The sequence below is a fragment of the Citrobacter arsenatis genome, from assembly GCF_004353845.1.
In the GTDB taxonomy this organism is placed as follows: Bacteria; Pseudomonadota; Gammaproteobacteria; order Enterobacterales; family Enterobacteriaceae; genus Citrobacter; species Citrobacter arsenatis.
This window is the reverse complement of record NZ_CP037864.1, coordinates 3751417-3776107: the sequence shown is the minus strand read 5'-3', so window position 1 is coordinate 3776107 and position 24691 is coordinate 3751417. Positions and strand designations below refer to the sequence as shown.

Genomic DNA, 24691 nt, shown 5'->3' with positions numbered 1-24691 from the left:
CCGGCCTACATATCGCGTCTGACGTAGGCCGGATAAGACGCTACAGCGTCGCCATCCGGCAAGGGTTCGATAATTACATCTTCGTATAGGGTTTAAAGCGCTCTTGCAACTGGCGTAGCTGGTCGATACGGGCATCGTATCTGGCCTGCTGTTGGCTACCCAGCTTCACCTGAGAACTTGCGCTGCTGAGCATTGAAATCGCCTGATCCAGACGCCCAGCGAGGGCATACCCTTCGGCGCGCGCCGCCAGTTCCTGATCGCGGTTGTTCAGGTTGGCTTCCGTTTGCGCGAGCAGATCCCAGCCGTTAGGGTCGTCTTTATGGTTAAACGTATAGCGATTCAGGATGGTCGCGGCCTCTTTAGCTTGTCCGCCCTGTAAATACGCATTCGCCAGGTTAAGCTGCAGTACCGGGTTGGTACGCAGGTCGCGGGCGTTTTTCAGGCGATTAATGGCGTCGCTGGTTTTCTTCTGACCGAGATCGATATCCGTTGCCAGGTCGAGATACCAGGCATTGTTCGCATCTGCCGCCAGCAGCGGTTGCAGCGCTTTACGCGCCTCGTCGTATTTGCTGGCTTCCATCGCCTGGAGTGCCCGGCCATACTGCGCTGCACGTTGCTCACGCACGTTGCCTTTCGACCAGTTACTCAACAGGTCATCGGTCAGCTGGTTGCGACCAGAATTGTACATGCCTAAGGTGCGCGCCTTGGCCAGATAAAAATCTTCTGACGACTGGACGACCACCGGGCGCATCTGGTTAGCACGGTTACGGGCGTCCGACAGACGGCTTTCAGGCAAGGGGTGAGTCAGCAAAATTTCTGGTGGGCGCGAAGAGTAACGGGCCTGATCGAGCAGTTTTTCCAGAAACGTCGGCATGGCCTGGGGATCGAATCCCGAGCGCTGCAGCACCTGAATACCGATGCGGTCTGCTTCCTGTTCGTTTTGCTGCGTAAAGCTAATCATCCCCTGACGTGTACCCGCCAGCGTACCGGTCAGCGCCGCCATACCCGCCTGCGGGCTGGCCATCGCCAATAAAATTGAACCTAACGCACCGACCCACGTTAGCGGCGCGCTGCGTTTCTGATCTTCCATAGCTCGCGCCAGGTGACGCTGCGTAACGTGGGAAATTTCGTGCGCCATAACCGATGCCAGCTGGCTTTCGTTATCGGAATAGCGGAATAACGCCGAGTGCAGGACAACGTTGCCGCCAAAGAAAGCAAAGGCGTTGATTTCATCGTTGTTAATCAAAAAGAAGGTGAAGGGCGTTTTTACCGAGTCAGCGTGCGAGACCAGACGCATCCCCAGCGCATTAATGTATTGAGTCAGCAAGGGATCGTTAATTAATGGCGCACTGCCGCGCAGCTGGCGTACGTAATAATCGCCCATCTGCATTTCCTGTCCTATGGAAAGCGTACTCCCTGCCGAGGTTCCCATATCAGGCAGGGTGTCCGCGGTGTCAGCAAATGCGGGCGCAACCTGACCGATGGTCAGTGCGGCAATGAGGGTAGCAACCAGGTTTTTTTTCAACTGCCTGAACATAACCTCTGTCCTGTATTCTTTTTTGAGATAGCCATTTGACCAATGCTGTGAAGTATCGTTCACACTCCGCAAGCTTAGGGAGTGTAACTGCGAAACCTGACGATGAACACCCAGCAAAAATGTCTTTTCACTTTGCGTAATCAACCATAAAAAGCGAAGTCTTTTCTGTGACATTTCGATACAATTCGGGATCGCAATCCCGCTATTGGGTTCATGGAAGGGTTTTATGCTCGAAATGTTGATGCAATGGTATCGTCGCCGCTTTAGCGACCCCGAAGCCATCGCCTTGCTGATTATTCTGGTTGCTGGTTTTGGCATCCTGTTCTTCTTTAGCGGTCTTCTGGCGCCGCTGCTGGTCGCCATTGTGCTGGCGTACCTGCTCGAATGGCCGACAGTTCGGCTGGAACATATTGGCTGTTCACGGCGTTGGGCAACATCGATAGTGCTGGTGGTGTTTGTAGGTATTCTGCTGCTGATGGCATTTGTGGTGATGCCCGTCGCGTGGCAGCAGGGGATCTACCTGATCCGCGATATGCCCGGTATGCTCAATAAATTGTCTGATTTTGCCGCCACCTTGCCGCGGCGTTATCCGGCGCTGATGGATGCGGGCATTATTGATGCGATGGCGGAGAATATGCGCTCGCGAATGCTCACCATGGGCGATTCGGTGGTGAAATATTCGCTGGCTTCACTGGTCGGGTTGCTGACGCTGGCGGTCTATCTGGTTCTCGTCCCGTTGATGGTGTTCTTCCTGATCAAAGATAAAGGACAAATGCTGAACGCTGTGCGTCGGGTGCTGCCGCGTAATCGCGGACTGGCGGGGCAGGTATGGAAAGAGATGAACCAGCAAATCACCAACTATATCCGCGGAAAGGTGCTGGAAATGGTGGTGGTTGGTGTGGCGACCTGGCTCGGCTTCCTGCTGTTTGGCCTCAACTATTCGTTGCTGTTGGCGGTGCTGGTAGGGTTCTCGGTTCTGATCCCCTATATTGGTGCTTTCGTGGTCACTATTCCGGTGGTCGGCGTGGCGCTGTTCCAGTTCGGGCTTGGCACCGAGTTCTGGAGCTGTTTTGCCGTGTACCTGATAATTCAGGCGCTGGACGGTAATTTGCTGGTGCCCGTGCTGTTCTCAGAGGCGGTAAATCTGCATCCGCTGGTGATTATTCTCTCAGTCGTGATATTTGGCGGCCTGTGGGGATTCTGGGGCGTTTTCTTTGCGATTCCTCTGGCGACGTTAATCAAAGCGGTAATGCATGCCTGGCCGGATGGTCAGGCCGTTGACGAACCTTAATCTGCAGGATTCGGCGATGCAATGTCGCCGGATCTGAACTTGTCTGACCTGTATACACACATTCTGAATAATCTCCTCTGCTGTCGTTTTTTTCCGCGTTTGTCTTTAACTTGACCAGCGTGATGTCTTTTAGTCACGCAAGGAATAAGGCCAACAGGAGAATAAAATGGGTCACAACACACACGCGCAGCAAAAGGTGGGATGGGGCGGTTATCTCGCTTTTTTTATTACGATTATCCTTTTTTCCGGCATGTTTGCGAAAAGCACTGAATGGTGGCGGGTTTTTGACTTCACCGTCCTCAACGGTGCGTTTGGGCAAATTAATGCGGCGGGCGACACGGCGGTCTCTTTTCGCGGCACGGGCGGTATGGGCGCAAAAGACGGTTTCTTATTCGCGCTTGAGCTGGCACCTTCCGTCATTCTTTCACTCGGAATAATTGCCGTCACTGAAGGGCTGGGTGGTTTACGGGCAGCGCAACAGCTGATGACGCCGGTCCTGCGCCCGTTACTTGGTATTCCAGGTATTTGTTCGCTGGCGTTGATTGCGAATTTGCAAAATACCGATGCCGCGGCAGGGATGACCAAAGAAATGGCGGAAGAGGGCATTATCACTGAACAGGAACGCGCCATTTTTGCCTGCTGGCAAACCAGCGGTAGCGCGTGTATTACCAACTATTTTTCCTCGGGTGCCGCGCTGTTTACGGTAGTTACCGTTCCGGTGATTACGCCGTTGGCGGTGATCCTCGTGTTCAAATTTGTGGGTGCAAACCTGCTGCGTTTGTGGATTGCGCAGCTGGAAAATCGCCGTTTGCAGCAGGAGGTGTGAGATGACAACGCAGGTACGTAAAAACGTCATGGATATGTTTATCGATGGCGCACGACGCGGGTTTACCATTGCAACAACCAGCCTGTTGCCAAACGTAGTGATGGCGTTTGTGATTATTCAGGCGCTGAAGGTGACGGGGCTGCTCGAAATTGTCGGGCGGGTATGTGAGCCGGTTATGGCGCTCTGGGGGCTGCCGGGGGAATCTGCCACCGTACTGTTGGCGGCGGTGATGAGTATGGGGGGCGGCGTCGGCGTTTGCGCCAGCCTGGTTGTCGCCGGTACGCTTTCGGGACATGATGCCACGGTGTTGTTACCGGCTATCTACTTGATGGGCAATCCGGTGCAAAATGTGGGACGCTGTTTGGGGACCGCGGGGGTTCATCCCCGTTACTACCCGCTGATTATTGCGGTATGCGTAATTAATGCGCTGCTCTCTATTTGGGTTATGCAGGTAATTGCCTGACAAGGAAGGTTATGAACTGTTCCATTCTTAATTTGACGTTGTTCCAGCAGGGACACGTGTACGCGCCGGAAGATTTAGGGCGCCAGGATATACTGGTGTCTGGCAGCAAAATTGTTGCCATCGCGCCGTCGATTTCCCCTGAAGACTTTCCCGGCTGCGAATGCGTCAATCTTGACGGCGCGATTGTGTGCCCAGGGTTTATCGATCAGCACGTCCATCTGATTGGCGGCGGCGGAGAAGCAGGGCCACATACCCGCACGCCGGAAGTGCGCCTGTCGCGGCTGGTTGAAGCTGGCGTCACCTCGGTGGTGGGATTACTGGGTACAGATGGCATTACCCGCCATCCTGAATCGCTGCTGGCGAAAACTCGCGCGCTGGAGTTTGAAGGGATCAGCGCATGGATGCTGACCGGGGCGTATTCTCTGCCTTCCCCGACTATCACCGGCAGCGTCGATCGCGACGTGGCGCTGATCGATAAAATCATTGGCGTGAAATGTGCGGTTTCGGACCATCGTTCTTCAGCCCCGGACTCTGCGGCGCTGGCAAACATGGCGGCGCAGTCGCGCGTTGGCGGATTGTTAGGACGCAAACCGGGGATAAGCGTGTTCCATATGGGCGACAGCCCGCGCATGCTCGAACCGTTGTACCAGATCCTCGACAATTGCGATGTCCCGATTACCAAACTGCTGCCGACCCACGTTAATCGTGCACAACCGTTGTTCCAGGCCGCGCTGGAGTATGCCCGCAAAGGCGGTTATATCGACATTACCAGCAGCATCGATGAGCCCGTCGACCCGGCCACGGCTATCGCCACGGCGCTTAGCCAGAACGTGCCGTTGTCGCGCATTACCCTTAGCTCGGATGGCAATGGCAGCCAGCCGGAATTTGATGAGTTAGGTAATCTCACCGGCATCGGTGTTGCAGGGTTTGAATCTCTGGCGGAAACGGTGCGCCAGCTGGTGAAGGTTCATGCTATTCCGCTGGAACAGGCGTTATGTCCGCTGACGCGTACGGTGGCAGAGTTTTTGGCACTCGAACATAAGGGGCGTCTGGCGGTGGGATGCGATGCAGATATCCTGGTGCTCAACGACGCGCTGGAAGTGCATCATCTGTGGGCGAAGGGGAAAGCCGTGGTGAAAGAGCAGAAAGCGTGCGTGAAAGGGACGTTTGAGTAACCGGGCGGTCATCTGCCGGATGGCGACGCTAACGCGTCTTATCCGGCCTACGTGCGTGCATTTGTAGGCCGGATAAGACGTTCACGCCGCCATCAGGCATTTCACAGTCAGGCGTTCTCTTTCAGCCAGTTCATTACCACGTCGTGGTGGTTGCTGGTTTTGAAGTCATCAAACACATGTTCAATATTCCCTTCAGCATCAATCAGGAAGCTGATGCGGTGGATGCCATCGTAGGTTTTGCCCATAAATGACTTCTCACCCCAGACGCCGAACTGCTCGCAAACCTGATGATCTTCGTCAGACAGAAGCGTGAAGTTCAGCACTTCTTTCTCTGCGAATCGGGAAAGCTTCTCTGGTTTATCGGTGCTGATCCCCAGCACTTCAACACCTGCTTTTTTTAACTCATCCATGTTATCGCGCAGGCCGCAGGCCTGTACGGTACAGCCGGGTGTCATGGCTTTCGGGTAAAAATAAACCAGAACACGCTGTCCCTGGAAGTCGGTTAAATTTACTTGTTCTCCGTCTTGATCCGGCAAGCTAAATTTCGGTGCGATATCACCGGCTTTCAGTGGGTTCATTACTTAACTCCATCCTGTTCATCATGCTGTGAGTAATTGACGACGTTAATACTGCCTTGCGCATTGAGTTCTGTACAGAGTGCTTTAAACGCATCTTCAATATTTGCCGAATCATGTGACGCAGGACTATGTGCGGTAATTTGAATAAACAGCTGTGCCGCCTTTCCGTCCTCAGCCGGTTGCGTGCGTGAGACCAGTTCCGCAATATTCATTTGGTGGCTGTCAAACAGGGCGGTGAAGCGTTCAATCAAATGTGGAGAATCAGGGACATCGACCTGCACCCATACCGTTGCAGGCATCGCCGGACGAGGACGCGCGGTCGTGCGTTTCATCACAATCAGTAAATCTAACTCTGCACCTTTCAACGGCAAGGTTGATTCGATCAAGGTGATGGCATTCCAGGTGCCCGACAGCAACATGATAAACGTGAACTCATCACCCAGCATGGCCAGTCGGCTGTCTTCGATATTACAGCCGCAACTGCTGACATGACGTGTGATGGTGTTCACAATTCCTGGGCGGTCAGCACCCAGCGCAGTAATGACCAGATAGTGTTGCGATGACGATGTCAAACCTGTTCTTCCTTTGAGCGGTGAGGTAATCATAAGGAAAGCATAAAAAAAACATGCATACAACAATCAGAACGGCTCTGGTCGCTTGCTTTTATTGTCGTACCAAACGTACCATTGAGTCACTTGTTTGCACAGAGGATGGCCCATGTTCACGGGAAGTATTGTCGCGCTTGTTACGCCGATGGATGAGAAAGGTAAAGTCTGCCGGTCGAGCCTGAAAAAACTGATTGATTATCATGTCGCCAGCGGCACCTCGGCGATCGTTTCGGTTGGCACCACCGGTGAGTCTGCCACCCTGAGTCATGATGAACATGGCGATGTGGTGATGATGACCCTGGAGCTGGCTGACGGGCGTATTCCGGTCATTGCCGGAACCGGCGCCAATGCGACCGCGGAAGCCATTAGTCTGACGCAGCGTTTCAACGACAGCGGTGTTGTCGGCTGCCTGACGGTGACGCCTTACTACAACCGCCCAACCCAGGAAGGTTTGTTCCAGCATTTCAAAGCCATCGCTGAACATACTGACCTGCCGCAAATTCTGTATAATGTGCCGTCCCGTACCGGCTGCGATATGCTGCCGGAAACCGTTGGTCGCCTGGCGAAAGTAAAAAATATTATCGCTATTAAAGAGGCCACGGGGAACTTAAGTCGCGTTCATCAGATCAAAGAGCTGGTTTCAGACGACTTCATTCTGCTTAGCGGTGATGACGCAACCGGACTGGATTTTATGCAGCTCGGTGGTCATGGCGTAATTTCCGTAACCTCAAACGTTGCGGCACGCGATATGGCTGAAATGTGCAAACTGGCGGCGGCAGGGCACTTTGCCGAAGCGCGGGTGATCAACCAGCGTCTGATGCCGTTACACAACAAACTATTTGTCGAACCCAATCCTATCCCCGTGAAATGGGCGTGTAAGGAGTTGGGACTTGTGGCGACCGATACGCTACGTCTGCCGATGACGCCAATCACGGACAATGCTCGTGAAATCGTCAAAGCGGCGCTTAAGCATGCCGGTTTGCTGTAAAGTTTAGGGAGATTTGATGGCTTACTCAGTACAAAAGTCGCGCCTGGCCAAGGTTGCGGGTGTTTCGCTTGTTATGTTGCTCGCGGCCTGTAGTTCTGACTCGCGTTATAAGCGCCAGGTGAGTGGTGATGAATCCTATCTGGAGGCCGCACCGCTTGCTGAGCTTCACGCTCCAGCCGGGATGATTCTGCCGGTTATGTCGGGTGACTATAATATCCCGGTAACCAACGGCAGCGGTGCCGTGGGCAAGGCCTTGGACATTCGTCCACCAGCTCAGCCGTTAGCATTAGTCACCGGTGCTCGCACTCAGATCGCGGGTGATACATCGACGTTGCTGGTGGAAAACGGTCGTGGTAACACGCTGTGGCCGCAGGTCGTCAGCGTCATTCAGTCTAAAAACTACACGATCACCAAACGTGATGATGCCAGCCAAACGTTGACCACTGACTGGGTTGACTGGAACCGTCTGGATGAAGACGAGCAGTACCGTGGACGTTATCAAATCTCGGTTAAACCGCAGGGCTATCAGCAAGCAGTAACGGTGAAACTGATTAACCTCGAGCAGGCGGGTAAACCCGTAGCCGATGCGGCATCAATGCAGCGTTATAGCGCTGAGATGATGAACGTTATCTCTGCTGGTCTGGATAAGAACGCCACCGATGCCGCAAATGCTGCGCAGAACCGTTCTGCAGCTACCATGGATGTTCAGAGCGCCGCCGATGACACAGGTTTACCAATGCTGGTGGTACGTGGGCCGTTCAACGTGGTATGGCAGCGTCTGCCGGCAGCACTTGAGAAAGTGGGGATGAAAGTGACCGACAGCACCCGTTCTCAGGGCAGTATCGCCGTGACCTACAAACCACTGTCTGATAGCGGTTGGCAGGATCTGGGCGCAAGCGATCCGGGTCTGGTATCCGGCGACTATAAACTGCAGGTCGGTGATTTAGATAACCGCAGTAGCTTGCAGTTTATCGATCCGAAGGGGCATACCCTGACGCAAAGCCAGAACGACGCGCTGGTCGCCGTCTTCCAGGCAGCGTTCAGTAAGTAAAAATAAAGGGCTGGATAACTCCAGCCCTTTTTTTCTGATATGATACGCAAACGTGTGCGTCGGCAGAAAAACGCAATATTTATCGTTAATTCACACCCAGGAGTAATAAAGATGCAAAAGCAAGCTGAGTTGTATCGTGGTAAAGCGAAGACCGTATACAGCACGGAAAACCCGGACCTGTTGGTGCTCGAATTCCGCAATGATACGTCAGCAGGGGATGGCGCGCGCATTGAACAGTTTGACCGTAAAGGCATGGTGAACAATAAGTTCAACCATTTCATTATGACCAAGCTGCAAGAAGCGGGCATTCCTACCCAGATGGAGCGACTGCTTTCCGATACCGAATGTCTGGTGAAAAAACTGGAGATGGTACCGGTTGAATGTGTGGTGCGTAACCGCGCGGCAGGCTCACTGGTTAAGCGTTTAGGCGTTGAGGAAGGTATTGAACTGAATCCGCCGCTGTTTGATCTGTTCCTGAAAAACGATGCTATGCACGATCCAATGATTAACGATTCCTATTGCGAAACTTTTGGTTGGGTGAGCAAAGAGAATCTGGCGCGTATGAAAGAGCTGACCTATAAAGCCAACGACGTGCTGAAAAAGATGTTTGATGATGCGGGTCTGATTCTGGTCGACTTCAAACTTGAGTTCGGTTTGTATAAAGGTGAAGTGGTCCTGGGCGATGAATTCTCACCGGACGGTAGCCGTCTGTGGGACAAAGAAACGCTGGATAAAATGGACAAAGATCGCTTCCGCCAGAGCCTGGGCGGTCTGATCGAAGCCTATGAAGCCGTCGCGCATCGTCTGGGTGTGAAGTTAGACTAATCCTCCCCCTGAGCCGGCGATCGCTCTCCGGCTCATCAATCCCACCGATTTTGATTACTGTTTCTTATGGTAATCCTGTTCCGAACCGCCTACGATCATCATCATAATGAATAAAAAGTTGAGGTGATTATGCGCTGGCAAGGGCGTCGTGAAAGTGACAACGTGGAAGACAGACGAAATAGCTCCGGCGGTGGCCCCTCTATGGGCGGGCCCGGTTTTCGTTTGCCCAGTGGTAAAGGCGGCATCATTCTGCTGATCGTGGTGCTTGTCGCAGGTTATTATGGCGTGGATCTCACCGGATTAATGACCGGCCAGCCGGTTTCCCAACAGCAATCATCGCACTCCATCAGCCCAAATGATGATGAAGCAGCAAAATTTACCTCGGTGATTCTGGCTACCACGGAAGATACCTGGGGGCAGCAGTTTGAAAAAATGGGCCGCACCTACCAACAGCCGAAGCTGGTGATGTATCGCGGAGCAACGCGAACCGGCTGCGGCGCGGGCCAGTCCGTAATGGGACCGTTTTATTGCCCGGCAGATGGCACGGTATACATTGATCTCTCATTCTATGATGACATGAAAAACAAACTGGGCGCCGATGGTGATTTTGCCCAGGGTTATGTTATCGCCCATGAAGTGGGTCACCACGTGCAGAAACTGCTGGGTATTGAACCGAAAGTTCGCCAGATGCAGCAGAACGCTTCACAGGCTGAGGTGAACCGTCTTTCCGTGCGTATGGAATTGCAGGCGGACTGTTTTGCCGGTGTCTGGGGCCACAGTATGCAGCAGCAGGGCGTGCTGGAGTCCGGCGACCTTGAAGAGGCGCTGAACGCCGCTCAGGCTATTGGCGACGACCGCTTGCAGCAGCAGGGGCAAGGGCGCGTTGTGCCGGACAGCTTTACCCACGGTACTTCTGAGCAGCGTTTTACCTGGTTCAAACGCGGTTTTGACAGCGGCGATCCGGGACAATGTAATACTTTTGGTAAAGGTATTTAAGATACAGAGGCAAGGATGTCTGATAACACGGCGCTGCGTGCGTTAACCGAACAGATGAGCCGCGAAGGGAGCCGTCGTCTGCTGATTATCAGCGGCGAGGGGAACTGGTGTCAGGAGCGGGCATTCGCGCTACGCAACACGTTACCCGGCGACTGGTTATGGGTAGGGGCGCAAGCCCCTGCTGAGCCGAACTGTACGCCGCAGGCGCTGCAAACGTTACTGGGGCGCGAGTTCCGTCATGCGGTTTTTGACGCGGGGCAGGGATTTGACGCTGCGGCGTTTGCCGCCTTAAGCGGAACGCTGATTGCCGGGAGCTGGTTGGTATTGCTGACCCCATCCTGGCATAGCTGGCACACGCATCCGGACGCAGATTCACTGCGCTGGAGCGACTGCGCTGACCCTATACCTACACCGCACTTTGTTGAACATATCAAACGGGTGATTTCCCGTGACGGGCAGGCTCTGCACTGGCAACAGTATCTGCCTGCATCCAATCCAGGATTTCCTGCTCGTGTAGACTGGCATGCGCCAACCGGTGAACCTCAGCCTGAACAGGCGCTGATTTTAGCGCAGTTGCTGGAGATGCCTCCCGGCGTGGCTGCGGTCACGGCCGCACGTGGTCGGGGAAAATCCGCGCTGGCGGGGCAACTGATAGCACGTATCAACGGGACAGCGATCGTTACTGCGCCTGCCAAAGCGGCAACCGATGTGCTGGCACAATTTGCCGCAGAGCGTTACCGCTTTCTGGCTCCGGATGCGCTGTTAAGCAGTTCTGCAACCGCAGACTGGCTGATTGTAGATGAAGCCGCCGCGATCCCCGCGCCGCTGCTGCACCAACTGGTGGCGCGTTTTCCTCGTACGCTGTTAACCACCACCGTTCAGGGCTACGAGGGAACAGGCAGAGGCTTCTTGCTGAAATTCTGCGCCCGTTTTCCCAGGCTTCTACGCTATGAGTTGCAACAACCCGTGCGCTGGGCGCAGGGATGCCCGCTGGAGAAAATCGTCAGCGATGCGCTGGTGTTTGAGGACGACGCCTTTACGCATGCCCCATTGGGGGAACTGCACTTCTCGGCGTTTGAACAGCACGTCTGGCATACAAACCCGGCGCTGCCGTTAGCGGTATATCAACTGCTTTCTGGGGCGCATTATCGCACCTCGCCACTGGACCTGCGGCGGATGATGGATGCGCCAGGGCAGCATTTCCTTCAGGCTTCGGCTGCTGACTCGGTGGCGGGAGCCGTCTGGCTGGTCGATGAAGGGGGATTATCCGCAGAATTAAGCCAGGCCGTCTGGGCCGGATATCGCCGACCAAGAGGTAATCTGGTAGCGCAGTCACTGGCGGCGCATGGCGGTGACCCATTGGCGGCGACGCTTATCGGGCGACGGGTCAGTCGAATTGCGGTTCACCCTGCACGCCAGCGAGAAGGTATCGGGCAGCAGTTGATTATGCAGGCCAGGCACTATTGCACGCAGTGTGACTATCTGTCCGTCAGCTTTGGTTATACGGCTGAACTATGGCGTTTCTGGCAACGCTGCGGTTTTGTGCTGGTACGGATGGGCAATCATCGGGAAGCCAGCAGCGGCTGTTACACCGCTATGGCGATACTTCCCATCAGCGAAGCGGGTAAACGCCTTGCCCGGCGGGAACACCAGCGCCTGCGCAGGGATGCGGAAATCCTTGCGCAGTGGAATGGAGAGCACATTCCGCTGACCCCGCTGAAAGAGACTACGCTTAATGAGGATGACTGGGCTGAGCTGGCTGGGTTTGCCTTCGCGCATCGACCATTGCTGACATCGCTGGGCTGTCTGAGTCGTCTGCTTGAGCACAGCGAACTGTCTCTTCCGGCGCTGCGCGGACGTTTACAGGCTAAACACAGCGACGCCGATTTGTGCCAACAGCTGAAGATCTCTGGTCGCAAAGCGCTGCTGGCGGTACAGCGAGCCGAGGCGGCGCAGGCCTTAAAACAGCTGGATGCTGAGCGTGAACAGCGGCTACATAATCGCATTATGCAATGGCAATTTTTTCACTAATTTCTTCAATTTCCTGGCATGGTCATTGCGGTTAAGCGGCGTAGAATGATTCTCATCAGTTAAGGAGATCGCCATGAAACATGACCATTTTGTTGTTCAAAGTCCCGAAAAACCCGCTCAACAGCTATTGCTGCTGTTTCATGGCGTCGGCGATAACCCGGTAGCCATGGGCGAAATTGGCTCCTGGTTTGCGCCGCTGTTTCCGGATGCGCTAATCGTTAGCATTGGCGGGGCAGAGCCTTACGGTACGACGTCCGGACGTCAGTGGTTTTCGGTGCAGGGCGTAACGGAAGAGAACCGCCAGGCGCGTATTGACGCGATTATGCCAGTGTTTATCGAAACCGTGCGTTACTGGCAAAAGCAAAGCGGCGTTTCACCGCAGGCTACCGCGCTGATTGGTTTTTCTCAGGGTTCGATTATGTCGCTTGAGAGCATCAAAGCCGAGCCGGGGCTGGCGTCGCGGGTCATTGCCTTCAATGGTCGCTATGCCACTTTGCCGGAGACGGCAACCACTGCGACGACGGTGCATTTGATTCACGGCGGTGAAGACCGGGTAATTGAGTTATCTCACGCCGTTGCCGCGCAGGAGGCGTTAATTCGCGCCGGTGGGGATGTGACGCTGGATATCGTGGAAAATCTGGGGCACGCCATTGATGAACGCAGCATGCAGTTTGCGCTCGATCATCTGCGTTTTACCGTACCGAAGCACTACTTTGATGAAGCGCTGAGCGGTGGTACGCCTCACGATGATGATGTGATTGAGATGATTTAACCTGTAGGCCGGATAAGGCGAAGCCGCCATCCGGCATGACAGTCAGTGGTAGTGCCGGATAGCAACGTGATAAGTGTTATCCGGCCTACAAATTATTTCTTCGGTTGATCCTTGTTCGGCCAATCGTCGTCGTCATCCCATTTATCGTTAAAATCACGATGCGGAGGAAGCTCCGGCTTATTAGCAAGAAATTTCTTGTGGTCGACGCGCTTGAGATCTTTAATCACGTTCAGCAGCACGCCTACCAGAAACACCAACACTAAAATCCACCAATATTTTGCCAGCCAGTCCATGCTCATTTCCTCTTACAGGAACCCTCATCAGGCGACGAGTTGTTCCATGATACGTTGATACATTCGGGCAAGCAGCTGCAGGTCGGCGGCATTAACACATTCATTAATTTTATGAATAGTGGCGTTGACCGGCCCAAGTTCTACTACCTGCGCCCCCATGCGGGCAATAAAACGCCCGTCGGACGTCCCGCCTGTAGTCAGTAACTGCGGTTTAATCTCATTATAGTGCTCAATGGCGTTCACCACCGCATCCACCAGCTTATCGCGCTCTGTCAGGAACGGCTGGCCGGAAAGCCACCAGTCGACGGTATAACGAAGCTGATGTTTCTCCAGCAGCGCGTGAACCCGTGCTTTAATCATCTCATCGGTCAGCTCAGTGCTGAAACGGAAGTTGAACTGGATAAACAGTTCGCCGGGGATAACGTTGTTGCTGCCGGTACCTGCCTGAATATTGGCAATCTGCATACTGGTCGCCGGGAAGAATTCGTTACCCTGATCCCACTCAATCGCCACCAGTTCGTTAAGCATTGGCGCCGCGCGGTGTACCGGGTTATCGGCCAGATGCGGATAGGCTACGTGGCCCTGCACGCCGTGAATGGTCAGGTTGCAGGTCAGTGAACCACGACGTCCATTCTTGACTACGTCGCCTACGATTTCCGTGCTGGACGGCTCGCCAACCAGACAATAATCCAGTCGTTCATTACGTGCCATCAGCGCTTCAACCACCTTCACGGTGCCGTTTTTAGCACTGGCTTCTTCGTCGGACGTTATCAAAAATGCCAGACGACCCTGATGGTTTGGATGCTGGGCAACAAAACGCTCTGTGGCCACGACCATTGCCGCCAGTGAACCTTTCATATCGGCTGCGCCACGTCCGAACAACATGCCATCGCGAATGGTCGGTTCGAACGGTGGATTAATCCAGCGATCGACATCGCCGGCAGGCACTACGTCAGTGTGACCGGCAAATGCCAGAGTCTCACCTTTGCCGCGCCATGCCCAAAAATTCTGTGTGTCACCAAAATCCATACGCTCAACGGTAAAACCTACCGCGCGCAGGCGTTCAATCATTAACGCCTGGCACCCGGCATCATCTGGGCTCAGGGAAGGACGGCGAATAAGCTGCTGTGTCAGCTCAATAACCGGGCACGACATAGACTACACCTCATTAAAAAACAGAGTATAACTGGATTCACTGAAACCAAGCAGCATAGGCTTACCCGGCGCGCAGAGCAATGGGCGTTTGATAATTGCTGGCATTTCAATCATCAACGCGGCGGCAGAGGAAGCATCTGTGATTTGACTGCGTGTGGCTTCATCCAGTTTGCGCCAGGTGGTTCCACGCGTATTGAGTAGCGCCTCCCAACCTAATTCGCTGATAAAAGAGTGCAATAGCGCATTGTCCAGACCGTCAACGCGATAATCATGGAAGCGGTAGTCGACCCCATTGCCTTCGAGCCAGCGTCTGGCTTTTTTAATCGTGTCGCAATTCTTTATGCCGTAGAGGGTAATCATTTGAATCCTTATTGACGTAAATTGAATATTTATTCTCGTTTTCGATAACCATGAATAATACATATTGTCATCGAATCGTTATAGAAAAATATAACATTGTTGTTGAATGGTGAATAATGATTCCTGAAAGTTCCAAAATTCGCGGAAAACTGAAAATCAGAATTTGCCTGTTTGCATCAGCCTGTTTTTCCATCAGAATTGGCAAAGTAGTAGATGATGTATGAATATTTCAAAATATTGCAGTAAGTCACATAAAATTTATGGGTTTAGCGCATAGTGATTACATATACCCCAGCACTGGAGGAAGTAATCACAACCATCGGTTAAATTGCCTTCTTTTAAAGATGATGATTTCGTAGAATGCCCATAATAATAAGAGAGGTTGTTATGATTGAACGTGAACTGGGGAACTGGAAAGACTTTATCGAAGTGATGCTTCGTAAATAATTTTCTGGAAGAAATTCGTATCCTGCAAAGGATAAAAAAAGGCGACTCAACGTAAGTCGCCTTTTTCGTGTCCGATTATTCTGGGCGTGGCTTCAACGGGAAGCGTCTGCGCACCAGCACAAAGAACAGGGGAACGAAGTAAATTGCCAGGATAGTAGCCGAAATCATCCCGCCCATTACGCCCGTCCCCACCGCATGCTGACCACCTGAACCTGCGCCGCTGCTGATGGTCATCGGCAGTACCCCGAAGATAAATGCCAGTGACGTCATCAGAATTGGGCGTAGACGCTGGCGACAGGCATGCAGCGTGGCGTCGAGCAGATCGTGTCCTTTCTCGTTCATCTCATTGGCGAATTCAACAATCAATATAGCGTTTTTCGCCGAAAGACCGATAACGGTGAGTAACCCGACCTGGAAGTACACGTCGTTTTCCAGCCCGCGCATCCAGGTGGCCAGCAGCGCGCCAATGACCCCCAGCGGCACCACCAGCATAACGGAGAAGGGAACCGACCAGCTTTCATACAGGGCTGCCAGACACAGGAATACCACCAGCAGAGAAATGGCGTACAGGGCGGGAGCCTGAGAACCTGACAGCCGTTCCTGATAGGACATCGCAGTCCATTCGAGGCCGAATCCGGTCGGCAACTGGCGCACCAGCGATTCCATTATGTCCATCGCCGTACCGGTACTGACGCCGGGCGCGGCTTCGCCGACAATCTCGACGGCGGAGTAGCCGTTATAGCGTTCCAGACGTGGTGAACCGGTTTCCCAGCGCGACGTGGCAAAGGCCGAGAAAGGCACCATGCCGCCGCTATTGTTGCGGACGTACCACAGATTGATGTCGTCCGGGAGCATGCGATATTTTGCCGCCGCCTGCACGTAAACCTTCTTCACGCGCCCACGGTCCATAAAGTCGTTGACGTAGCTGGAACCCCACGCCGTTTGCAATGTGTCGTTGATGTCATCAATGGAAACGCCCAGCGCCTGAGCTTTGCGCTGATCGATATCAATTTGCAACTGCGGGCTGTCGTCCAGACCATTATGACGAACGCGGGTCAGGGATGAGTCTTTCCCGGCCAGCTCAATCAGCTTATCGCGCGCGGCCATTAACGCATCATGGCCCGCACCGGCGTGATCCTGCAGCTCCATATCGAAACCGGCAGAGCTTCCGAGGCCGCTGATAGCCGGAGGGCTGCTGGCGAAGACGCGAGCCTCTTTAATCTTGTTAAAGGCTTTGGTCGCACGTTCGATGATGGCGAAAGAGGTTCCGGTCGTGGTGTCACGCTCATCCCAGTCTTTTAAGCGGACAAACATACGCGCCACGTTTTGACCATTCCCGCCAGGGCCGGAGCCGACTGTGGAAAAGACCGACATAATGTTGTCTTTTTCATGGGTGAAGTAATACTTCTCTACTTCCTCAACCACTTTCAACGTTTGCTGCTGCGTGGAGCCGCTGGGCAGCTGTACCGAAGTGGTAAACATGCCGCGGTCTTCCAGCGGCAGGAAGGAGGTTGGCAGGCGCAGGAACAGGAAAACCATACCGCCGAGCAGCAGGCCGTAGATCAGTATCCAGCGCAGGCTGCGGTGCAGGATCCTGGCGACGCCTTTTTCGTAGCGCTCGGCGTTGCGATTAAACATCCGGTTAAACCAGCCGAAGAAACCGGTTTGCCCGTGATGTTCGCCCTTATGCAGCGGTTTGAGCAGGGTGGCGCACAGGGCAGGGGTGAGGATCATCGCTACCAGAACAGAAAGCACCATCGCAGAGACGATGGTGATCGAGAACTGGCGGTAAATAGCCCCGGTGGTACCGCCGAAGAAGGCCATCGGGATAAACACCGCCGACAGGACCATCGCGATACCGACCAGCGCGCCCTGGATTTGACCCATCGATTTCCGCGTCGCTTCCCGCGGCGAAAGGCCTTCCTCGCTCATAATACGCTCGACGTTTTCCACCACCACGATGGCGTCATCGACCAGCAGACCGATCGCCAGCACCATCGCAAACATCGTCAGGGTGTTCACGCTGTAGCCAAAGGCGTAGAGCACCGAGAAGGTGCCCATCAGGACCACGGGAACGGCGATTGTCGGGATAAGTGTGGCGCGGAAGTTTTGCAGGAACAGGTACATCACGAGGAATACCAGCGCGATCGCTTCCAGCAGCGTTTTCACCACGTCGATAATTGAAGCTTTGACAAAGGAGGTGGTTTCATACGCCACCTTGTACTCCAGTCCGTGTGGGAAATACTGCGACAGCTCGTTCAGGCGGTCGATAACCAGCTCTGCCGTTGCCATTTCATTGGCACCTGAAGCCAGCTTCACCCCCAGACCGGAAGCCGGATTGCCGTTAAAGCGGCTGAGGTAGTCATACTTTTCCGCGCCCATTTCGACCGTGGCGACATCGCCCAGTTTTACTTCTGAGCCATCCTGATTGACGCGTAGCGTAATCGCGCGGAATTCATCCGGAGTCTGCAGCAGCGACTGGGCGTTGATCGTCGCATTCAGCGCCTGCTTGTCCACCGAAGGCGTGCCACCAAGCTGTCCGACGGCAATCTGCGCATTTTGCGACTCGATAGCGTCAGTCACATCCTTGGCGGTCATCTGAAAGCTGTTGAGTTTGGCCGGGTCGAGCCAGATTCTCATGGAATATTGTGAACCGTAGGCATCAATATCGCCCACGCCGTTTATACGGCTGAGCGGATCCTGGATATTACTGGCGACGTAGTCAGCGATGTCCTGCTTATCCATTGAGCCATCGGTGGAGACGAAGGCGATGGTCAGAATATTGGTGTCCCCGGTCTTACGCACCGTGACCCCCTGATCCTGTACCGCCTGCGGCAACTTACGCATTGCCGACTGCAGCTGGTTTTGCACCTGCTGGACGGCCTCGTCAGGATCGGTTCCGGCGACAAAGCTCAGCGTGACCGATGCCTGGCCTGTCCCGCTACTCTGCGACGACATGTACATCAGGTTATCGAGACCGGTCATGTTCTGCTCGATAACCTGGGTGACGGTGTTTTCCAGCGTTTGTGCAGATGCACCAGGGTAGTTCGCGGTTACCCGCACGTTTGGCGGCGCCAGATCGGGATATTGCTCAACGGGCAGCGAAAAAATAGCCAGGGCTCCTGTCAGGCACAACAGGATAGCTAACACCCAGGCAAAAATGGGGCGATCGATGAAAAAATTCGCCATTAAAAGGGGACCTCGTGTTTCTGCGTATCGTTATGGGTATGACTTGCTTCACTTTAGCGGCAAGGTACGGGTCAAACGTGGAGAAAAAAAGAAGATAATGTAAATTATCATGCCCGTTTACAGCATACCTTGCGTGCCAACGCCGTCAGGCCTGGATCCAGCCCCAACGGCACTTTGCGGTTCTTTACGTTAGTTCACCGTCGGATTCTGCTGAACGAAAACTGATGCTTACCAGCGTTCCCCCTCCGGAGGGTTGAGAGAAGGTCAGCGTGCCGCTCAGTCTTTCCGCCCGCTCGCGCATAATATTTAACCCATAGTGCCCCGTAGGTTCATGCGGCTCGCCAATGCCGATGCCGTTATCGCGGATATAAACCGTATGATTACCATCGGGTGCGGTGACGCAACTGACGGCGATTTCGGTTGCGCTGGCATGTTTAATCGCGTTCAGCACCGCTTCACGGACGATCTGCAGCAGATGCACCTGCATTTGCGCGTCCAGCGCCAGCGTCGGCAATCGGCAATCCAGCGTCAGTTTAGCCGAGGTCTGATTTTGCAGCGTTTCCAGCATTTCATGCAGGGCGGAGGGTAAATCGGCCTGCTGTAAGGTCAGACGGAAGGTGGTCAGCAGCTCGCGCAACTGACGGTAGGCATCATTCAGCGCCTGGGAGAAATCCGCCATAATGCTTTGCGCCGGGGCGTTATCTTCCGGGATCGAGCGCTTCAGCAACGTGAGCTGAATGCGTAAATAAGAGAGCACCTGCGCCAGCGAATCGTGCAGCTCGCGCGCAATCGTCGCCCGCTCTTCCATTAACAACAGCTGCTGAAAATGTTTTTGCGCCTGGTTGAAGTACAACCCGCGTCCCAGCATAGAGGAGACGCTGTTAAGCAGCGGAGTAGAAGCGTTGACGTTTGGACTTTGCCAGTGCAGCTCCCCATAGACGGTTTCCTGCATGGTGACCGGTAGGATCTGCATCGGCAGTTCGGGGCTTTTAGTCCCTTCACTAATTCGCCAGTTATCACCGACGGTGAGCTCCAGGAAATACGCGGCGTCATGCTCGCGGACAATCTGTAAAATATGGCGGAAGCAGTGCACGTCAATCTGGCTGGTATTTAGCGCCTGCGAGCACTGATACAGCACCTCCAGACGGCGATTGGCTTCGTGGAGATCGTGAGTCTTCTCGGCAACAGATGCTTCCAATGAGCGGTACAACTTGTGTAATTCACTCGACATCTGGCTGAAGGTTTTGCCCAGCAACCCGAGCTCGTTGGGCAAACCGGTATCCAGCGGCGGGATATCAAACTGCCCGTGTTCGATGTGCTGGCTGGCCATCACCAGCTTATTCAGCGGACGCACTACCTGCTGGCGAATACGCCGCAAGGTAAAGAAGACGAGGGTGAATATGCCGATCCCCCCCGCCAGTGAAATACCAAAAACCAGCATCACTTTACGTTCGGCATAATGCTGCAATGCCAGCACGAAGAGATCGATTTGATCGACATAGTTGTTGATATTGGCCTGGTACCATTTTAAATCGCCATCGATCAGACGGGCGTTCATTTCCAGCCAGTTAGCATGCAGACGCCCATAGCGGCTTTTTACCGCTTGTGGCACATACCACGCGTTCAGATTCTGAAGCGCTGGCGAGTTTAGCGCTTGCTGGAAAAGCTGGCGATGAGCGTTGAGCTGCGGACTTTGGCTTTGCAGATCGTAACCCAGACGATAACTTTGCATGCGCAATGAGCCAGCTACGTTGATGGCTTCGGCATCGCGCAAACTGCTGGTCAGCGTGAGCAGCGCAATACCCGTAGAGAGAATCGACAGCAGCACGATGTAGAAAAAGGCTTTGGCCAGACTGGCCGAGACCGGACGCTTTACCGTCACTTGTGCATCCTCACACAATACACGTCGCGCCTTAAAACAGCCTGAACGATGCGGTGTATTTGATAAATGTTAATAAAACGCCATGAAACTGGATGGTAACTGAAACACAATTTCATATGCGATGAAATAAATTGATCTGCCACAGGTTCTGGATAAATAGTTGTGCTTCCTGGGCAAATGAACATTGCCGCTTCCTTCCCTGTCGGTTAATAACAACAGTCATATAAAGAATAAGGTTTTTGCAACCAAAAAAGAAGGAAGCCATGAATCGTTTTATTATGGTCAATAGCCAGCAGTGCCTGGGTTGCCATGCCTGTGAGGTCGCTTGCGTCATGGCCCACAATGGCGAGCAGCATGTCCTGAGCCCGCGGCATTTTCAGCCCCGAATTACCGTCATCAAGCATCAGCAACAGCGCAGCGCGGTGACCTGTCACCACTGTGAAGATGCGCCCTGCGCCAGAAGTTGCCCCAACGGGGCAATCAGCCATGATAACGACAGCGTGCAGGTGAACCCGCAAAAATGTATTGGCTGCAAATCGTGCGTCGTTGCTTGTCCTTTCGGCACGATGCAGATCGTACTCACTCCCGTGGCTAAAGGAAAGGTGAAAGCGACAGCGCATAAATGCGATTTGTGCCAGGGGCGTGAAGAAGGCCCCGCCTGCGTGGAAAACTGTCCGGCACAGGCGTTACAGCTGGTGACGGAAAATTCGCTTACCGGCCTGTCAAAAGCCCGCAGGCTGCGCACCGCCAGTCTGGAAAGCCAACCCTGGCATGCCAGCGCTACCGATTTTGTTCCACATGTCATCACCAAACGAGAGCAAATGCAGGCGACGCCTGCGCGTGGCGAGCCGGATAAGCTGGCGATTGAGGCCCGTAAAACCAGCTTTGAAGAGATCTATTTACCGTTTCGTACGGCCCAGGCGGAACGGGAAGCGTCCCGCTGCCTGAAGTGTGGTGACCACAGTATTTGCGAATGGACCTGCCCACTGCATAACCATATTCCGCAGTGGATTGAACTGGTCAAAGCCGGGAATATCGACGCGGCGGTTGAGCTTTCTCACCAGACCAACTGCCTGCCGGAAGTGACCGGACGCGTATGCCCGCAGGACCGGCTCTGTGAAGGGGCATGTACTGTGCGTAGCGAACATGGCGCGGTCACCATCGGAAATATTGAGCGTTATATCTCCGATCGGGCCTTGAGCAAAGGATGGCGGCCGGACTTAAGCCACGTGCAGAAAGTGGACAAACGTGTTGCCATCATCGGTGCGGGACCGGCGGGCCTGGCCTGCGCTGATGTGCTGGCGCGCAGCGGTATCAGCACCACCGTGTACGATCGCCATCCTGAAATCGGGGGGTTGCTGACGTTTGGCATTCCGGCCTTCAAGCTGGACAAATCGCTGCTGGCGCGCCGCCGTGAAATCTTCAGCGCCATGGGTATTCATTTCGAACTGAACTGTGAAGTGGGTAAGGATGTCGCGCTTAAAACGCTGCTGGAGGATTACGATGCCGTGTTCGTGGGCGTAGGAACCTATCGTTCCATGAAGGCGGATCTGCCGAATGAAGACGCGCCAGGCGTATATGATGCGCTGCCGTTCCTGATCGCCAACACCAAGCAGGTGATGGGGCTGGAGGAACTGCCTGAAGAGCCGTTTATCGACACTGCCGGGCTAAACGTGGTTGTACTGGGCGGAGGCGATACGGCAATGGACTGTGTGCGAACCGCGCTGCGTCATGGCGCAAGCCAGGTGACCTGCGCCTATCGTCGTGATGAAGCCAACATGCCCGGTTCGAAAAAAGAGGTGAAGAACGCCCGGGAAGAGGGAGCAAACTTCGAATTTAACGTCCAGCCGGTAGAGCTGGTGTTGCATGCTGATGGGCGAGTCAGCGGCGTGCGTTTTTTACGTACCCAGCTTGGCGAACCGGATGCGCAGGGCCGCCGTCGCCCGGTTCCCATCGCCGGGAGTGAGTTTGTCATGCCCGCAGATGCGGTGATCATGGCGTTTGGTTTTCACCCACATGGTATGCCGTGGCTGGAGTCGCATGGCGTTAAGGTCGATAACTGGGGGCGCATTGCCGCCGATGTTGAAAGCGCATACCGATATCAAACCAGTAACCCGAAAATCTTTGCCGGTGGCGACGCGGTACGCGGTGCGGACCTGGTGGTGACGGCCATGGCGGAAGGACGGCATGCTGCCCAGGGGATCGTCGACTGGCTGGGTGTAAAATCAGTCAAATCTCACTAATCTGCGAGTAGGCCGGATAAAACGCGGTAGCGTTGCCATCCGGCAAAGTGCGGTATGAATGCCTGATGGCGCTTTGCTTATCAGGCATTCATTGTTCCAAGACAAAACGGGTTTCACGGCGTAGTATTATTTCTCACTTCTTGCTGTGGAGCTGGTATGTCGCAAAAAATTACCCTCGTCAAAGATAAAGTCCTCTCCGATAACTACTTCATCCTGCGCAATATCACCTATGATCTGACCCGTAGCAATGGGGAGGTGATTCGTCACAAACGCGAGGTTTACGATCGCGGTAACGGTGCCACTATCCTGCTGTATAACCCGGAGAAGAAAACGGTGGTGTTAATCCGCCAGTTTCGTGTCGCCACCTGGGTCAACGGTAATGAAAACGGTCAACTGATTGAAACTTGCGCCGGGCTGCTGGATAACGACGAACCGGAAGCGTGCATTCGCAAAGAAGCTATTGAAGAGACGGGCTTTGAAGTGGGTGAGGTGCATAAGCTGTTTGAATTATATATGTCGCCGGGTGGTGTGACGGAACTCATCCACTTCTTTATCGCGCAATACAGCGACAGCCAGCGAGCAAACGCCGGCGGCGGTGTGGAAGATGAAGATATTGAGGTTCTGGAGCTGCCGTTCACACAGGCGCTGGAAATGATTCAAACGGGTGAGATCCGTGACGGTAAAACGGTGCTTTTACTCAACTATTTGCAGTCGTCGCATCTTATGGATTAGTGCGCGGAATTTATATTTCTTTACAAATTTTCGGCCAATCCGACGATTCTTATTGAGCCACATCAGTCGCGCAAGGAAGATACCGCTTAGGCTGTGTGTTTTGACTTCGGGGTTGTACCGTCCATGCGCTATCGCGTTATTTTACTTTTCCTGCTCGGGTTGTTACCCGTCCGCTTGCTGTGGGCAGCGCCCGCTCAGCAAGCGTTTTCTGACTGGCAGGTGACGTGCAATAACCAAAACTTTTGCGTGGCGCGCAATACCGGAGAGCATCACGGCCTGGTCATGACCTTAAGCCGCAGCGCCGGGGCGCATACCGACGCCGTGTTGCGTATTGAACTCGGTGGGTTGGAATCTTCCACTGTCAAAGAGAGCGATATTGCGCCTCGTCTGTTACTGGATGGCGCGCCGCTCTCGCTTCGCGGCGAACACTGGCGTATTACTCCCTGGCAACTGATGACCGATGATCCCGCCACCATCAGCGCATTTTTACAGACCGTACAGGACGCGAAGGCGATAACCCTGCAAAAAGGGACGCAAAAATTGTCACTGGTCGGGCTAAAAGCCGCGCTGCTGTTTATCGACGCTCAGCAAAAACGGGTCGGCAGCGAAACCGCATGGATCGAAAAAGGCGATGAGCCTCCGCTCAGCGTACCTCCGGCCCCCGCGTTAAAAGGCGTGGCGGTCATTAACCCAACGCCAACGCCTCTCACACAACAAGAGCGCAGTGAACTGCTGGACTACGGTAACTGGCGGATCAACGGTATCCGCTGCTCAATCGATCCGCTGCGTCGCGATATACGCGTTACGGCCCTGACGGATGATAAAGCGCTGCTGATGATTGGCTGTGAAGCCGGGGCGTATAACACCATCGACCTGGCGTGGGTGGTTTCACGTACTACCCCGCTGACTTCACGTGCAGTACGCCTGAGCCTGCCTTTTAAAACGGAGGCGGAAAGTCGTGATATGGAACTGACCAACGCCACGTTTGACGAAAAGTCGCGGGAGCTGGTAACCCTCGCCAAAGGACGAGGGTTGGCAGATTGCGGTATCCAGACCCGCTGGCGCTACGACGGTCAGCGTTTTCGTCTGGTGCGCTATGCCCAGGAGCCAAGCTGCGATAACTGGCATGGGCCAGATGCCTGGCCCACGCTGTGGATCACGCGTTAAATTGATGGCGGATGCGGCTACGCCTTATCCGGCCTGATGGTGATCGTTTTCGTAGGCCTGATAAGACGCATTAGCGTCGCCA

22 protein-coding genes are annotated in these 24691 nt (G+C 54.2%); 14 read left to right on the top strand and 8 right to left on the bottom strand.

The genetic code is table 11. From position 1 onward, the window contains the following. Positions 1-73: 73 nt before the first annotated feature. Entirely contained in the window at positions 74-1537 is a 1464-nt protein-coding gene (gene bepA / locus E1B03_RS19390; protein ID WP_003037939.1) for a beta-barrel assembly-enhancing protease, read from the bottom strand. Positions 1538-1763: 226 nt separating this feature from the next. Here bepA and E1B03_RS19385 point away from each other — a divergent pair, with 226 nt between their 5' ends. From E1B03_RS19385 to iadA, 4 genes are all read left to right on the top strand, one after another. Beyond that, positions 1764-2828 carry an AI-2E family transporter gene (locus E1B03_RS19385; RefSeq protein WP_006683504.1) on the top strand — a complete coding sequence of 355 codons (1065 nt, stop codon included), beginning with the start codon at positions 1764-1766 and terminating at the stop codon, positions 2826-2828. Between the two features lie 166 nt (positions 2829-2994). Next, on the top strand, positions 2995-3654 hold the full coding sequence (locus E1B03_RS19380) for a nucleoside recognition domain-containing protein (RefSeq protein WP_103771600.1): 660 nt from the start codon (positions 2995-2997) through the stop codon (positions 3652-3654). 1 nt (position 3655) lies between these two features. Further along, positions 3656-4117: a YjiG family protein gene (locus E1B03_RS19375; RefSeq protein ID WP_003037948.1), complete on the top strand. Its 462-nt coding sequence runs from the start codon at positions 3656-3658 to the stop codon at positions 4115-4117. An 11-nt stretch (positions 4118-4128) separates the two neighbouring features. After that, positions 4129-5292 (top strand): beta-aspartyl-peptidase, encoded by a 1164-nt coding sequence (gene iadA / locus E1B03_RS19370; protein ID WP_103771601.1) that lies wholly within the window; start codon positions 4129-4131, stop codon positions 5290-5292. Positions 5293-5399: 107 nt separating this feature from the next. On the opposite strand, the gene bcp is transcribed toward iadA, so the two are convergent. Both bcp and E1B03_RS19360 read right to left on the bottom strand, forming a co-directional pair. After that, a complete protein-coding gene (gene bcp / locus E1B03_RS19365; protein WP_103771602.1) occupies positions 5400-5870 on the bottom strand; it encodes a thioredoxin-dependent thiol peroxidase in 471 nt (156 codons plus the stop codon). Then, positions 5870-6442: a glycine cleavage system transcriptional repressor gene (locus E1B03_RS19360; protein WP_207949456.1), complete on the bottom strand. Its 573-nt coding sequence runs from the start codon at positions 6440-6442 to the stop codon at positions 5870-5872. Before E1B03_RS19360 ends, bcp begins: the two co-directional genes overlap by 1 nt. A 145-nt stretch (positions 6443-6587) precedes the next feature. Between E1B03_RS19360 and dapA the strand changes: the two genes are divergently transcribed. The 6 genes from dapA to ypfH all read left to right on the top strand — a co-directional run bounded on the left by dapA (position 6588) and on the right by ypfH (position 13141). Further along, positions 6588-7466 (top strand): 4-hydroxy-tetrahydrodipicolinate synthase, encoded by an 879-nt coding sequence (dapA, locus tag E1B03_RS19355; RefSeq protein ID WP_006683510.1) that lies wholly within the window; start codon positions 6588-6590, stop codon positions 7464-7466. A gap of 16 nt (positions 7467-7482) precedes the next feature. Next, positions 7483-8517: an outer membrane protein assembly factor BamC gene (gene bamC / locus E1B03_RS19350; protein WP_133086760.1), complete on the top strand. Its 1035-nt coding sequence runs from the start codon at positions 7483-7485 to the stop codon at positions 8515-8517. Between the two features lie 111 nt (positions 8518-8628). Beyond that, a complete protein-coding gene (gene purC / locus E1B03_RS19345) occupies positions 8629-9342 on the top strand; it encodes a phosphoribosylaminoimidazolesuccinocarboxamide synthase (protein WP_003835086.1) in 714 nt (237 codons plus the stop codon). A gap of 129 nt (positions 9343-9471) precedes the next feature. Next, a complete protein-coding gene (gene ypfJ, locus E1B03_RS19340) occupies positions 9472-10338 on the top strand; it encodes a KPN_02809 family neutral zinc metallopeptidase (RefSeq protein ID WP_005121887.1) in 867 nt (288 codons plus the stop codon). A gap of 15 nt (positions 10339-10353) precedes the next feature. Further along, entirely contained in the window at positions 10354-12369 is a 2016-nt protein-coding gene (locus tag E1B03_RS19335; protein ID WP_133086759.1) for a tRNA(Met) cytidine acetyltransferase TmcA, read from the top strand. 73 nt (positions 12370-12442) lie between these two features. Then, positions 12443-13141, top strand: coding sequence for an esterase (gene ypfH / locus E1B03_RS19330; protein WP_133086758.1), 699 nt, complete (start codon positions 12443-12445; stop codon positions 13139-13141). Positions 13142-13233: 92 nt separating this feature from the next. Here ypfH and E1B03_RS19325 read toward each other — a convergent pair whose 3' ends face one another. Genes E1B03_RS19325 through E1B03_RS19315 form a run of 3 tightly spaced genes read right to left on the bottom strand, consistent with a single transcriptional unit; the run spans position 13234 to position 14949 of the window. After that, on the bottom strand, positions 13234-13434 hold the full coding sequence (locus E1B03_RS19325) for a YpfN family protein (protein WP_003835080.1): 201 nt from the start codon (positions 13432-13434) through the stop codon (positions 13234-13236). Positions 13435-13461: 27 nt separating this feature from the next. Next, entirely contained in the window at positions 13462-14589 is a 1128-nt protein-coding gene (gene dapE, locus E1B03_RS19320) for a succinyl-diaminopimelate desuccinylase (protein ID WP_133086757.1), read from the bottom strand. A gap of 3 nt (positions 14590-14592) precedes the next feature. Then, entirely contained in the window at positions 14593-14949 is a 357-nt protein-coding gene (locus E1B03_RS19315) for an ArsC family reductase (RefSeq protein ID WP_103771608.1), read from the bottom strand. A gap of 387 nt (positions 14950-15336) precedes the next feature. Here E1B03_RS19315 and ypfM point away from each other — a divergent pair, with 387 nt between their 5' ends. Further along, a complete protein-coding gene (gene ypfM / locus E1B03_RS19310) occupies positions 15337-15396 on the top strand; it encodes a protein YpfM (RefSeq protein ID WP_001386977.1) in 60 nt (19 codons plus the stop codon). A gap of 75 nt (positions 15397-15471) precedes the next feature. On the opposite strand, the gene acrD is transcribed toward ypfM, so the two are convergent. After that, positions 15472-18585, bottom strand: coding sequence for a multidrug efflux RND transporter permease AcrD (gene acrD / locus E1B03_RS19305; protein ID WP_103771609.1), 3114 nt, complete (start codon positions 18583-18585; stop codon positions 15472-15474). Positions 18586-18769: 184 nt separating this feature from the next. Beyond that, positions 18770-20467 carry a nitrate/nitrite two-component system sensor histidine kinase NarQ gene (gene narQ / locus E1B03_RS19300; RefSeq protein ID WP_103771610.1) on the bottom strand — a complete coding sequence of 566 codons (1698 nt, stop codon included), beginning with the start codon at positions 20465-20467 and terminating at the stop codon, positions 18770-18772. Positions 20468-20730: 263 nt separating this feature from the next. On the opposite strand from narQ, the gene aegA reads away from it, so the two are divergent. From aegA to E1B03_RS19285, 3 genes are all read left to right on the top strand, one after another. Next, complete coding sequence (gene aegA, locus E1B03_RS19295) at positions 20731-22710, top strand: formate-dependent uric acid utilization protein AegA (RefSeq protein ID WP_103771611.1); 1980 nt, start codon at positions 20731-20733, stop codon at positions 22708-22710. A gap of 156 nt (positions 22711-22866) precedes the next feature. Beyond that, complete coding sequence (gene nudK, locus E1B03_RS19290; RefSeq protein ID WP_103771612.1) at positions 22867-23442, top strand: GDP-mannose pyrophosphatase NudK; 576 nt, start codon at positions 22867-22869, stop codon at positions 23440-23442. A 123-nt stretch (positions 23443-23565) separates the two neighbouring features. Continuing rightward, a complete protein-coding gene (locus E1B03_RS19285; RefSeq protein WP_133086756.1) occupies positions 23566-24609 on the top strand; it encodes a DUF1176 domain-containing protein in 1044 nt (347 codons plus the stop codon). Positions 24610-24691 lie beyond the last annotated feature (82 nt).